Source organism: Streptomyces sp. NBC_00102, from assembly GCF_026343115.1.
Classification (GTDB): Bacteria; Actinomycetota; Actinomycetes; order Streptomycetales; family Streptomycetaceae; genus Streptomyces.
In genome coordinates this window covers 5,662,144-5,674,668 of sequence record NZ_JAPEMC010000001.1, presented here as the reverse complement: position 1 = coordinate 5,674,668, position 12,525 = coordinate 5,662,144, and the positions used below count along the sequence as shown (strand labels likewise).

Here is a 12,525-nt window from a genome sequence, read left to right as displayed (position 1 = left end):
GTGGGGTGGTGGCCGGGGCCGCTGTCGGTGCCGCCGGTGCGGGTGCGGGTTACTCCCCGCCGGCGGCCGGGTCCTGGGTCGCCGCGCCGGTGCTGTCGGCCGGCTGCTCGGGCGCGGTGCTCGCGCCGTCGCCGGCCGCCGGGGAGGACGGCGTCGCCGAGGGTGCCGGGGTGGTGGCGCCGTCGGTCGGCGTGGGGGCGGGGGTGGTGGCCGCGCCGCCGTCCTCCGGGGTCGCGGGGGCGGACGCCCCGTCCTCCCCCGTGCCGGTGGACGGGGAGGTGGCCGCTCCGGAGCCCGTGCCGTCGGTGCCGGAGCCGGAATCACCGCCGGTCGACGGGGCCGGTGCCGGGTCGGCCGTGCCCGGGTCGCTGCCGCGGACCACGGAGCCCACGGTCGTACCGTTGCCGCCGCTGAGGTCGTTGCCCGAGATCAGCTCGAACCCGGTGATGCCGAGCATCGACAGGACGAAGACCACGAGGGCCGCGATGACGGGCTTGCGACGGCCGCGGCGGGCGGAGCCGTGGACGGTCGCCTCCGAGAACTCCTCGTCCGGTCCGCCCTCCTCCGGCGGCAGGCCGGGGCCGGTGATCCGCAGCGCCCGGGTGGCGTCGTCCCGCACGTCCGCCGGGGCGGGGACGGTGCGCAGCAGCCGGGTCCGGTCCTGGTCCGGGCGGAGCATGACCGTCCGGTCCGGTTCCCACACCCGCGTGGCAGGGTCCGCGGGCGCCGGCCCGGTCCACTCGCCGGTGAGGGCCGACAGCCGGGTACGGCCGGGGTCGGCGTCGTCCGGGGCGAACGCGCCGGAGCGGCCCCGGGTCGTCTCGCGGGTCAGGACGGCGACCTGACGGCCCCCCGGGTGGGTCACCTGCACGGTGACTTCACGGATCTGCTCGCCCGTGCGCCGGAAAAAGTGCTGGAAGACGGAGCCTCCGCAGGTGGCGACGACGCTCATCACGCCCGCGCCCAGGATCGTTCCGTAGACCCCCAGCTGCGAGGCCGCCACGGCGGCCGCGACCGCGGCCACGGCGCTGCCGGCGACCTGCGGCACATTCAGATCTATGCGCCTTTCCTTCGGTTCCGTGTCGCTTTCCGGCTTCTGAACCATTACCAGCCCTTGCTTGACATCGCTCCCACCCTGCACCAGGAAGAGACCTTTGGGCGAAGTGGATAGTTCCGTTTCTGGTGATTCTGTGAACAGCGACACGCGGCAGGGGCAAACGAGCGGCGAATGGGTATCCCCACCCTCATGCCCGTCGTCAACCACCGTCGCCGAGGACACCCGTCGACAACTCGGACGGCGTGCCGGTCCACCCCGGTGGCCCGAATGGAGTACTGTGACGAGCCCTGGGGCCGGACTCCCGCAAGGGTGATCCGGGTCCTGCGGGAGGGGGCCGAAGGCGGCACTCGAACCGGCGGCGCCGACGCATCGCACGGAGACTCGTTGCACAGGGCGACCACACCGGTCGTCCTGCGTCACCATGGGTAACCGTGTCACGACGGCGTACCAGGGCCAAGGCCCGAAACACGCCGGGCAACTTGGCAAGGTTGTGGCAGGCTGCACCCGGGCAGGCCACACTCGACTAGCGGAAGCAGCGACGCACGTGACGTCGGCAGGCACCACCCGGGAGGTCCCCATGCCCGAACTGCGTGTCGTGGCCGTCTCCAACGACGGCACACGACTGGTGCTCAAGGCTGCGGACAGCACGGAGTACACGCTTCCGATCGACGAGCGTCTCCGTGCCGCGGTGCGCAACGACCGAGCGCGGCTCGGACAGATCGAGATCGAGGTGGAGAGCCACCTCCGCCCGCGGGACATCCAGGCCCGGATACGAGCCGGTGCCTCCGCCGAGGAGGTCGCCCAGTTCGCCGGGATTCCCGTCGACCGTGTCCGCCGCTTCGAGGGCCCCGTGCTCGCGGAGCGCGCCTTCATGGCCGAGCGGGCCCGGAAGACCCCCGTGCGCCGTCCCGGCGAGAACACCGGACCCCAGCTCGGCGACGCCGTGCAGGAGCGTCTGCTGATGCGCGGCGCGGACAAGGAAACGGTTCAGTGGGACTCCTGGCGCCGCGACGACGGCACCTGGGAAGTCCTGCTCGTCTACCGCGTCGCGGGCGAACCGCACTCCGCGAGCTGGACCTACGATCCGCCGAGGCGGCTGGTCCAGGCCGTCGACGACGAGGCGCGTTCCCTCATCGGCGAATCGGACACCGCGGCCCCTGAGCCGAGCTTCCCGTTCGTGCCGAGGATCGCCCGGCTGCCCAGGGACCGCCCGCTGGACCGGGCCCTGGACCGGCAGATGGACCGGCACGCCGAACCGGAGGAGTACTCCGGTCCGACGGCCGCCGAACGCGATTCGCTGACCAGCCTGCTGGAGGCGGTACCGAGCTTCCGGGGCGACATGGTCGTCCCCGAGCGGCCCACGCAGCCCGAGCCCGCCGCGATCGAGCCGGCCGTCGAGGAGCCCGCGGCGGACGAGCCTCCGGCCGCGGCGGCGGGCGCCGGTTCCGCGTACGCCGACGTGCTGATGCCGCGCGCCGTCGCGGGTCACCGTGACCGGCTGACCGGGACCACGGACCGTCAGGCCGAGGCGGACGGCGTACGTCCGGGCCGCCGGGCCGCCGTACCCAGCTGGGACGAGATCGTCTTCGGGACCCGGCGCAAGAAGCAGGACTGACGCGGGCTCGTACGAGCCGATACGCCGGAGGGGCCGCACGCTCGACGCGTGCGGCCCCTCCGGCTGTTTCCGGACACCCTCCGGACACGCCTAACGAGGGTCGGGCCCCGTGGCGACCGGGCGCGACTCGTCCGAGGTCCACTCCGACCAGGAGCCCGGGTACAGCGCGGCCCGCAGGCCGGCGATCTCCAGGGCGAGCACCTCGTGGGCGCCGGACACACCCGATCCGCAGTAGACGCCGACCTCCCCGTCCCCGGTGGCGCCGAGCGCGGCGAAGCGTTCGGCGAGCAGCGCGGCAGGCAGGTAGCGGCCGTCCTCGCCCACGTTCTCCACGGTCGGCGCCGAGAGGGCGCCGGGAATGTGACCGCCCACCCGGTCGATCGGTTCGACCTCTCCGCGGTAGCGCTCGCCGGCACGTGCGTCGAGCAGCACACCGGTACGGGCCAGGGCCGCCGCACCGTCGGCGTCGAGCACCGGCAGCTCCCCCGGCTTCGGCCGGAAGTCACCCTCGCCGGGAGCCGGGACCTCGGTGGACAGCTCGCCGTCCCACGCCGCGAGACCCCCGTCCAGCACCCGGACGTCGTGGTGCCCCGCCCAGCGCAGCAGCCACCAGGCGCGGGCCGCGGCCCAGCCCTGACCGCCGTCGTAGACCACCACGGGCCGGTCCGCGAAGACTCCCGCCCGGCGCATCGAGGCACCGAAGCTCTCCGGGTCGGGCAGCGGGTGGCGGCCGCCACCGGCTCCGGCCGGGCCCGCCAGCTCCGTCTCCAGGTCGACGTAGACGGCTCCGGGGAGGTGCCCGGCCTCGTAGGCGGTCCGGCCGTTCGGGCCGCCCAGCTGCCAGCGGACGTCGAGGACCACGGGCGGGCGGGGTCCTGCCGACTCGCCCGCGTATTCGGATGCGGTGATGATGGACTTCATGAGGGCCATCCTCGCGCAGCGACCGGCCCCGGGTTGTGTCGTCCGCGTGAAACACGGACGACATATGTGTCAGACCGGAAAAATCGGTCCGGTTTCCGCGCGAGAACGCGTGACGCGCGGCGCGGCCGGTGTCTCTCCGGGCCCCGGTGGTGCGAGCATCGGGGCGGAGCGTACGAGCCGTACCGCACCCCTGGACGGCGGACCGCCCCCTGAGCCGCCGCACGGCCACCACGATGGTCCGAGGAGTGAGAAAGACGATGACCGAGGCTGTCTCCCGGCGCACGCCCGGCACGCCCTGCTGGGTGAGCCTGATCGTGCACGGCCTGAGCGCCACCCAGGACTTCTACGGCGCCCTCTTCGGATGGGAGTTCAAGCCCGGTCCCGAGCAGCTCGGCCCGTACGTCCGCGGCCGGCTCCGGGGCGAGGAGATCGCGGGTATCGGCCAGCTCCCCCCGGACCGCCATCTGCCGATCGCGTGGACCACCTACCTCGCGACCGACGACGCGGACGCCACCGCCGAGACGATCCGGTCCTGCGGCGGCACGGTGGCGGTCGGCCCCCTCGACGCGGGTCCGGCGGGGCGGCTGGCCATCGCCTCCGACCCGAACGGAGCGGTCTTCGGCGTCTGGGAGGCCGCCCGGCACCTGGGGACGCGGGTCTGGGGAGCACCGGGCACCCCGGTCTGGAACGAGCTGATCACCCGGGAGACCTCCTCGGTCGCCAAGTTCTACCAGGCGGTGTTCGGTTACGAGATCCAGGCGGTCGTCTCCGCCGACTTCGACTACCAGACCCTGCACCTGGACGGCCGGCCGGTGGCGGCCCTGCACGGTGTCGGGCACGCCCTGCCGCGCGACCGGGGCCCGCACTGGATGACGTACTTCGAGGTCGAGGACACCGACCTGGCGGCGGCCCGCGTGGTGGAGCTCGGCGGGCACATCCTGCAGCCGCCCCGCGAGGGCACGAGCGGCCGGCTGGCCACGGTCTCGGACCCGGAGGGCGCGGCCTTCACCATCGTGCGGAGCAGCGAGCGCTGACCGGCGGGCCGGACGGGCCGGACAGGCCGGACAGGCCGGTCAGCGGCGGGGGTCGTACGTCAGCACCTTGACCTGACGCAGGGTCAGCACGGTCTCGGTGTTCTGGACCCCGGGGGTCGCGCCGATACGGTCCGTCAGGTAGGCGTACAGCTCCTGGGTGGTCCGGCAGTGGACGGTGGCGACGATGTTGGCACGGCCACTGACCGCCGCGGCGAACGCAACCTCGGGATGGGCCGCCAGCGACTTCCCCACCGCGACGAGGTCGGCGGGCGCCACCGTGAGCCAGAGCATGGCCCCCACGCCGTGGCCGAGCGGTTCGTGGTCGTACTCGACGTCGAAGTAGAGGGCCCCGGTGCGGCGCAGCCGGTCGAGTCGCCGTTTGACCACGGCCTCGGACTGGCCGGTTCTGCTCTGCAGTTCGGCCATCGGGGCCCGGCCGTCCCCGCGCAGCACCCCCATCAGCGCCTCGTCCACGGCGTCCAGGGTCACCGGTCCGGCGGGAGGCTCCCCGAACCGTGGCCGCAGGGCGTCCTCCTGCCCGGGGGTCAGGGCGCTGATCTTGTTCAGCCAGTCCGACGGGCCGCCGTAGAACAGGTGCAGTACGCAGTGGGCGCTGACCTGGATGACGCGCGGGGTGCGCGGCAGCCGCCCGAGCAGGAGTTCGTCGCGTTCCTGCTGGGTACGCGGCCGCATGGCGCACATGACCTCGGTACCGCCGGACATGAGGCTGATGTAGGACGTGTCGGCGCGGCGGGCGAGCGCCGCGGCGAGCGGTTCGGCGGCATCGGGGGTGCAGCGCAGCCGGACGATCCAGCTCGGCCGCCCCAGCTTGATCTCGTCGGTCATCCCGACCACCCGGAACCCGATGTCGCGGCGCAGCCCCGTGAAGCGGCGCGCGACGGTCTTGTCGGAGACGCCGAGGACCTCGGCGATCTGCACGAAGGAGGCCCGGCCGTCCAGTTGAAGGGCCTGCATCACCTTCAGGTCCAGGGCGTCGGGCAGGGCCACCGTGGTTCTCCGATCCGTTCGTCCGTCCACTGTCCGGGGGCGGACCGTGCGACGGCCCGCCCCCACCAGCATGCCCGCTCGCACGGGCGGTGCCGGTGGGTGCCGGTGGGGGTGTTCCGTCAGGCGCGGTCCGGCCCGGTACTCGCGGCGGCCGGCGCGCCCGTGCGCGCCACGCCGTCGACGGCCCGGACCTGGTCGGTGCTTCCCGCCGCGGGGACGGAGGGTGCGGCCGCGCGGGAGCGCAGGGTGGCGGCCGCGACGATCGCACCGCACAGCATGAGGACGGCGGAGACGACGAGGCAGAGGTGGAGGCCGTCCACGAAGGAGAGCGACAGTGCGTGGAGGGCGCGCCCGGTGTCGGCGCCCAGCGGCATCCCGGCGACGGCTTCGAGGCCCCCGCGGTCGACGGCCTCGGTGATGCGCTCGCCGGTCGCCCCCGTGAGCCCCTGTTCGGTCAGGTGCCCGGGGAGGGCTCCGACGGCCTTCGTGGTCAGCAGCGCGCCCAGGATGGCGGGGCCGAGGGCGGCGCCGACCTGCCGGAAGGCGTTGTTGCCCGCCGCCGCCATGCCGGCCTGGTGGGGCGGTACGGAGCCCACGGCGGTGGCGGTGATGCAGGGGAAGGCGATGCCCAGGCCCGTGCCGAGCAGGGCGAGCCGCCAGGCAAGCGAGGCGAAGGAGGTGTCGATGCCGATCGTGGTCAGCGTGCAGAGCGCCACCGTGGCAATCAACAGCCCACCGGCGATCAGCAGTCGGGCCGAGAGCCGCTGGGCGATCCGGCCGAAGACGGCACCGAGGATGAGCGGCATGACCGTGACCATGAGGAGACGCAGTCCCGCCTCCAGGGTGCTGAGCTGCTGCACCATGCCGAAGTAGAGGCTGAGCACGAAGAAGAAGCCGATCAGCCCGAGGAAGCTGATCATGACCACCAGCGTGGAGCCGGTGAAGGCCGGGCTGCGGAAGATGCGCAGGTCCAGCATCGGGCTGTCGCTGCGGCGCTCGGCCAGTACGAAGGCGGTCCCGCAGATCACCGCGAACGCCAGGGCCACGAGGACCTGCGGCTCGGTGAAGGAGGACGCTCCGCCCTCGATGACCCCGTAGACCAGGGCCGTGATGGCGACGGCCGCGGTGATCTGGCCGGGCCAGTCGAGCTTGCGGGGGTAAGGCGACCGGGAGTCGTCGAGCAGCCGGGCACCGGCGGCCATCGCCGCGAGGGAGAGCGGGATGGGCAGGAGGAAGATCCACCGCCAGTCCGCGTGGGCAGTGATCGTGCCGGCGATCAGCGGGCCGACGGCGAGCGCGCCCATGAGGAAGGTCGTCCAGAGACCGATGAACTTTCCGCGTTCGCGGTGGTCGGGGACGACATGGCTGATGAGCGCGAGGGTCATCGGCAGCAGTGCGGCGGCACCTGCTCCGGAGAGGGCCTGTCCGATCCAGATCATGGTGATCGACTGGGCACAGAGCGAGACGGCGGCACCGGCGGCGCAGAGGGCGAGTCCCGCCTGGAAGACCTTCTTGCGGCCGTGCACGTCGCCGAAGACACCGGCGGTCAGGATCAGAGCGGCCACCGGGAGGACGAAAGCGTCCGAGACCCAGGAGAGGTCCGAGGTGGAAGCGCCGAGCGCTTTCTGGATGACGGGCAGACTCACCGACACCGTCGTGATGGGGAAGTAGGCCACGAACACGCCTATGCAGGCCATGACCAGGGTGGCCGCGCGCCGGTCGGGGGCGCGGCCAACGGTTCGGGGTGTGCTGTTCACGGAGAACTCCTCTGCGGCGGGACGCCCGCCGCTGTCTGTCGATGCCAGACGGAACTATGCGGACAGGAGCCGCTCCGGAGCCAGCCGACGGGTCCCGGAGCCGGATTCTCGACACCGCAGGCCCTTGAACGCCGGATTCTCGGCACCGGGGAGTGCGGGAGAAGAGCAGGGCCGGATGCCCCTTCGCACGACCGCCCCTTCGTACGACCGCGCGTTCGTACGACCGCCCCTCCGTACGACCGCGCGTCCGTGCGACCGCCCCTCCGTACGACCGCGCCTCCGTACGACCGCGCCCGGCCGTCAGGAACAGTAGGCGGGAGCCTCGTCCACGTTCGCGCGGGTGACCAGGAGGATGGGGGCGGAGGTGACCTTCTCGACCGAGCTGCCCGCCATCAGCCCGAGACTGTTCTGTACGGCCAACCGGCCAAGGTTCGAGGCCGAGTTGGCCACCGTCGCGGACAGGCGTCCGTCCTTGACCGCCTGGAGCCCCTCGTCGGTGCCGTTGACGGTGACGATCTTGACGTCGGCACCGGCGGCGTCGAAGACCTGCCGGGCGCTCAGTGCCATCTCCTCGTTCGCCACGAAGGCGTAGTCGAGGTCGGGATAGGCCTCGATCATGTCCTGCGCCGACTCACGGGCCTTGACCGGATCGAACATTCCCGGAAGTTCCGAGACCAGCTTCGCGTTCGCCGGGAGGGCCTCCTCGAATCCGGCGACCATCAGGTCCGAGGCCGCGCCGGGTGCGCCGGCGATCACCCCGACCTTGACGTTCCGCCCCGCCGCGTCCTTCTCCAGCCAGCCCGCGTCGAGTGCGCCGAGCCGGCCGAGGTCCACGACCACCGCGCCGAGCACCCCCGAGAGGTCGTCCACGTCGACCGAGGTCAGGAAGATCGGGATGCCGGCCGCCCGCGCCTTGGCCACGTCCACGTCGAGGGTGTCCACGTCGACGGTCTGGACGATCAGTTCGTCGACGTGCCGCGCGATGAGGTCTTCGATGTTGGAGAGTTCGGTGACCGGGTTCTGCCGCGAGTTGGCGACGACGAGGTGGGCGTTCCGGGATGTCGCGGACTGTTCGATCGCCTTCTGCAGACAGCCGTGGAAGACGGTCTCGGCTCCGTTGACGAAACCGATCGTCGTCGAGCCGTCGTCCCCGCCCGCACTGTCGTCGGATGCGGAACACCCTACGAGCAGGGAGGCCAGAGCGGCTGCGGCGGCCAGCCGCCCGGGGATGCTGCGCGGCGAAGAAGTCATGGTTCGGCCTTGTCCGGGGTGGGCGGATCATACGAAGGGCTGGTGACACCGCGCGGTTGGCCCGGGGGTCGAGAGCGGCCCGTCAGGGCGCCGGTACGGACCACGAGGACACGCCCTGGGGCATGCCGGGTCGCCGTACGGGCATGCCGGAGGAGTCGGCGCGGTCGCTCGGACGCCCCGGACGTCCGGCGGCGGCGCACAACGTAACGCGCGTACGGCCGGGCCAACCCCCTTGCGGCGCGCAAGGTGTGCTTGCAGGACACGGGACCGAGCGGCAGAGGAGGCGGGGCCGCGGGGGCCGGGGCGGGAGCGGCACGCGCGAGTGGGAGCCGGGGTGGCGGGCGGGGTGACGCGGGTCAGCCGCGCGCGCTCCGGAGGTAGTCGTAGTAGTTCTCGTCGCCCACCAGGACCGAGGTGACGTACACGGGCAGGCCGTCGGCGTCCCGTTCGACCTCCTGCGAGGTCTGGCGGGTGAACCCGAGCGACACTCCGGGGATCACCGGATACTCGGGGCGTGAGACGTCGACCGTCCAGCCCCGTCCGGCGGCGCGCCGGAAGAGCTCCGCGGCGGGGGTGGTGAACACCTCGTCCTTCCCCAGGAGGACGCGCGTGCCGGAGGTACGGCCCTCGCCGGGCCACCACAGTTCGACGGCGGTGACGTGGGTCCCGTCACCTTCGAGCAGTGCCTGTACACCGACATGGTCGACGGTCCAGGAGACCGTCGCGGAGCTCCGGCCAGGGCGCCGCAGCACCTTGGGCTCGCCCCAGGCCCCGGGCGCGGCGGCGAGTACCTCGTCGAGCGTCGTGCCGAGCACGATCGGCGCGACTCCGCGCGGCGGGTCGAGTTCCAGATCCATGGCCCGCCCTCAGTTCTTCGGCGCTCGCACCTCGTTGTTCCAGCCCATCATTTCAGGAGGTCGCATGTCCATCGTCCAGCCCTTTCCCGCAACATGGCCTGGAACTTCCTGTTGTTCGGCAGGCTCGGCTCGAAGCGTCCGATGCGGATGAAAGTGCGGCCGTGCTTCGCCGCCTTGTACTCCAGCATCGAGAGGAACGCCGACCATCCGGCGTCCAGCACGGACTTGGCGAGGCGGGCGCGGGCGAGCCCTTTGACCGCCACATCTTCCACCGCGACCGCTCGGTTCTCGCGGATCAGCTTGGTGGAGAGCTGGTGGTGGAACTCACGCCGCTCATCGGCCGTCCGTGCGTGGGCACGCACAACCATGACCCGGGCTTTCACCCGATTTTTCGACCCCTTGGCCTTGCGGCTGAGATCCCGCTGCGCCTTCACATGCGGAGCCACAAAAACGGTAACGGGGGGCAACGGCGCCGGCGGCGTCGCGAGGGGCGGTGTCAGCCCTGGTTCATCGGGAGGACGTCCGGCGACAGCGCACCCGCGTGGGCCGCGGCGGAGGTGGTGCGGCGCCGGTGGTGACGGCGGCACAGCACCTCGTAACCGACCTCCTTGGCAGGCCGGTTGACGTCGCCGACCACGACCTGTTCGCCCTCGACGACCATCTCCCCGTCCACCGTACGGGCGTTGTGCGTGGCGCGGGCGCCGCACCAGCACAGGGCTTCCACCTGGAGCTGTTCGAGACGGTCGGCCAGCTCGATCAGGCGCTGCGAACCGGGGAAGAGCTTCGTACGGAAGTCGGTGGTGATGCCGAAGGCGAAGACGTCCATCCCGAGGTCGTCCACGATCCGGGCGAGCTGGTCGATCTGCCGGGGGGCGAGGAACTGCGCCTCGTCCACGATCACGTAGTCCGCCTTGCCGCCCTGGGACAGCTGGTTCACCACGTACGCGTAGAGGTCCATGCCGTCGGCCGCCTCGACGGCCTCCGTCACCAGGCCGAGCCGCGAGGAGAGCTTCCCCTCCCCCGCGCGGTCGTCGCGGGTGAAGATCACGCCCTGGAGCCCGCGCGCGGACCGGTTGTGACCGATCTGCAGGGCCAGCGTGCTCTTTCCGCAGTCCATCGTTCCGGAGAAGAACACAAGCTCGGGCATGAGAGGTCGGACGCCTTTCGGAATGGGGGGTGACAGGGAGAACGCGCCGGTGGGGCGGCAGCGTCAGGTGCGTACTTCGAGGAGGGGGACGAGCTGCTCGACCGGGGTCAGCGAACCGTGCATCCCGACCATCGCGGACTCGTGCGGCTCGTTGCGGGAGGCGGTGATCACCACGTCGTCGTGGGCCGCGGCGACCACGTCCCCGATCCGGCCGTGGACGCGCTCGTCCACCTCGGGGCCGAACCAGCCGGCCGCGATCGCCTCGTCCCGGCTCGCCACCCAGAACTGCTCGCCGAGCACTTCCCGCCAGACCGTCAGCACGTCTGCCTGGGCACCGGGCACGGCGTAGACGTGGCGGGCACGTCCCTCCCCGCCCAGCAGGGCGACGCCGGCGCGCAGTTCCCAGTCCTCGTCGAAGTCGATGCGGGACTGCTCGTCGAACGGGATGTCGATCATGCCGTGGTCCGCGGTGATGTACAGCGCCGAGCGGGGCGGCAACTGCTCGGCGAGACGCCGGGCGAGACCGTCGACGTACATCAACTGCCCGCGCCAGGCGTCGGAGTCGGTACCGAAGCGGTGCCCCGCGCCGTCGACCTCGCTGTAGTACGTGTAGACCAGCGAGCGGTCCCCGGCGGCCAGCCGCTGTGCCGCGACGTCCATCCTCTCCTCACCGGCGAGGCGCCCCAGGAACGAGCCGCCGCTGAGCGCGACCTTGGTCAGCGGCGTCTGCTCGAAGGCGGGCGCCGAGACCTGGGCCGTCCGCACCCCCGCCGCGTCGGCGAGACCGAAGACGGTGGGGTACGGCTGCCAGACCTTCGGCGAGGTCCAGGGCTTCCAGCGGAGCTGGTTCATCAGGGCGCCGGTGGCGGGGTCGCGCACGGTGTACCCGGGCAGCCCGTGCTTCCCGGGCGGCAGGCCCGTACCGACCGAGGCGAGGGAGGTCGCCGTGGTGGCCGGGAACCCCGCCGTGATCGGACGACCGGTGCCGCCGCGCGAGGTGGGCAGCAGGGAGTGCAGGAACGGGGCCTCGTCCGGATGCGCCGTGATCTGCTCCCAGCCGAGGCCGTCGATCAGGAAGACGCAGTTGCGGTCGGCCGGGGTGAGTTCCGGGATGGACGCCGTGAAGCCGGGCACCTCCTGCCCGGCGACGAGGGTCGGCAGCAGATCCGCGAGGGAACCCGTGCCGTACTCGGGGACGGGAGCGGTGTCGAGCGGGAGCGGCTCGGGGTCCTGCCAGGCGGGCTGGGCCATCAGCGGTTGGTCGCCGGGTTCGCCGTGGCCGCCGTCGCTGCCGTGGCTTCACTGAGCGCCTGGGCGAAGGCGAGCGTCTGGCGCACGGTGTCCGGGCCGTCGCCGGCCTCGCTGACCCGCAGGCTGAGGTCGTCGGCGGTGGAGCTGCCGGTGTAGCCGTGGTCGGCGTCGCAGTCGGGGTCGCCGCAGGCGGCCGGCTCCAGGTCGATGCGGGAGACCGCGCCCCAGCCGATCGTCAGGACGACCTCGCGGGGCAGCGAACCGGCGACGTACTTCTCGGGGTCCGCCACCACACGGCTCACCACGACGGACGAGATCCGGCCGAGGTGCACGGACTCCGTGGAGGTGGTCGCGTACGGCGTCGGGGACTCCGTCTCGGAGGTCTGCTCGTCGGTGTGGCTGACGATGAAGCGGGTGTCCGTCAGGACCAGCACCGTGGCATGACGCCGGACCTCGTTGGAGTCGAAGGTCGTCTCCTGGTGCACGAGGTACGAGGCGACCGGCTCTCCGCCGACGGCGGCCTCCACCGCCTCGGCCACGAGGGCCGGGTAGTAGCCGCTGCGCTCGATCGCCGCGCGCAGCCCCTGGGTCGTCGTACCGGTCTTTGCCATGACCCCCATCTTACGG

11 protein-coding genes and 1 pseudogene are annotated in these 12,525 nt (G+C 72.3%); 2 read left to right on the top strand and 10 right to left on the bottom strand.

The window, feature by feature from the left end; genetic code table 11:
- Positions 1 to 49 precede the first annotated feature (49 nt).
- Positions 50 to 1,048 carry a hypothetical protein gene (locus OHA55_RS25230; protein ID WP_323180451.1) on the bottom strand — a complete coding sequence of 333 codons (999 nt, stop codon included), beginning with the start codon at positions 1,046 to 1,048 and terminating at the stop codon, positions 50 to 52.
- A 586-nt stretch (positions 1,049 to 1,634) separates the two neighbouring features.
- On the opposite strand from OHA55_RS25230, the gene sepH reads away from it, so the two are divergent.
- Complete coding sequence (gene sepH, locus OHA55_RS25225; RefSeq protein ID WP_266709937.1) at positions 1,635 to 2,672, top strand: septation protein SepH; 1,038 nt, start codon at positions 1,635 to 1,637, stop codon at positions 2,670 to 2,672.
- Positions 2,673 to 2,762: 90 nt separating this feature from the next.
- Here sepH and OHA55_RS25220 read toward each other — a convergent pair whose 3' ends face one another.
- Positions 2,763 to 3,593 (bottom strand): sulfurtransferase, encoded by an 831-nt coding sequence (locus OHA55_RS25220; RefSeq protein WP_266709936.1) that lies wholly within the window; start codon positions 3,591 to 3,593, stop codon positions 2,763 to 2,765.
- A 257-nt stretch (positions 3,594 to 3,850) separates the two neighbouring features.
- Between OHA55_RS25220 and OHA55_RS25215 the strand changes: the two genes are divergently transcribed.
- Positions 3,851 to 4,627, top strand: a complete 777-nt coding sequence (locus OHA55_RS25215) for a VOC family protein (protein ID WP_266709935.1) — start codon at positions 3,851 to 3,853, stop codon at positions 4,625 to 4,627.
- A 39-nt stretch (positions 4,628 to 4,666) separates the two neighbouring features.
- Here the strand turns inward: OHA55_RS25215 and OHA55_RS25210 are convergent, their stop codons facing one another.
- The 8 genes and pseudogenes from OHA55_RS25210 to OHA55_RS25175 all read right to left on the bottom strand — a co-directional run bounded on the left by OHA55_RS25210 (position 4,667) and on the right by OHA55_RS25175 (position 12,509).
- Positions 4,667 to 5,635 (bottom strand): Lrp/AsnC family transcriptional regulator, encoded by a 969-nt coding sequence (locus tag OHA55_RS25210; protein ID WP_266709934.1) that lies wholly within the window; start codon positions 5,633 to 5,635, stop codon positions 4,667 to 4,669.
- Between the two features lie 119 nt (positions 5,636 to 5,754).
- Positions 5,755 to 7,332: an MFS transporter gene (locus tag OHA55_RS25205; protein ID WP_266711131.1), complete on the bottom strand. Its 1,578-nt coding sequence runs from the start codon at positions 7,330 to 7,332 to the stop codon at positions 5,755 to 5,757.
- Positions 7,333 to 7,692: 360 nt separating this feature from the next.
- Positions 7,693 to 8,643: a sugar ABC transporter substrate-binding protein gene (locus OHA55_RS25200; RefSeq protein ID WP_266709933.1), complete on the bottom strand. Its 951-nt coding sequence runs from the start codon at positions 8,641 to 8,643 to the stop codon at positions 7,693 to 7,695.
- 356 nt (positions 8,644 to 8,999) lie between these two features.
- Positions 9,000 to 9,500, bottom strand: coding sequence for a hypothetical protein (locus tag OHA55_RS25195; protein ID WP_266709932.1), 501 nt, complete (start codon positions 9,498 to 9,500; stop codon positions 9,000 to 9,002).
- Positions 9,501 to 9,625: 125 nt separating this feature from the next.
- Positions 9,626 to 9,931, bottom strand: a pseudogene (locus tag OHA55_RS25190) (RNA-guided endonuclease InsQ/TnpB family protein); the annotation flags it as partial.
- A gap of 65 nt (positions 9,932 to 9,996) precedes the next feature.
- Positions 9,997 to 10,647, bottom strand: coding sequence for a thymidine kinase (locus tag OHA55_RS25185; RefSeq protein WP_266709931.1), 651 nt, complete (start codon positions 10,645 to 10,647; stop codon positions 9,997 to 9,999).
- A 63-nt stretch (positions 10,648 to 10,710) separates the two neighbouring features.
- Positions 10,711 to 11,898 (bottom strand): alkaline phosphatase family protein, encoded by a 1,188-nt coding sequence (locus tag OHA55_RS25180; protein WP_266709930.1) that lies wholly within the window; start codon positions 11,896 to 11,898, stop codon positions 10,711 to 10,713.
- A complete protein-coding gene (locus tag OHA55_RS25175; protein WP_266709929.1) occupies positions 11,898 to 12,509 on the bottom strand; it encodes a DUF5998 family protein in 612 nt (203 codons plus the stop codon). Before OHA55_RS25175 ends, OHA55_RS25180 begins: the two co-directional genes overlap by 1 nt.
- Between the last annotated feature and the right edge of the window lie 16 nt (positions 12,510 to 12,525).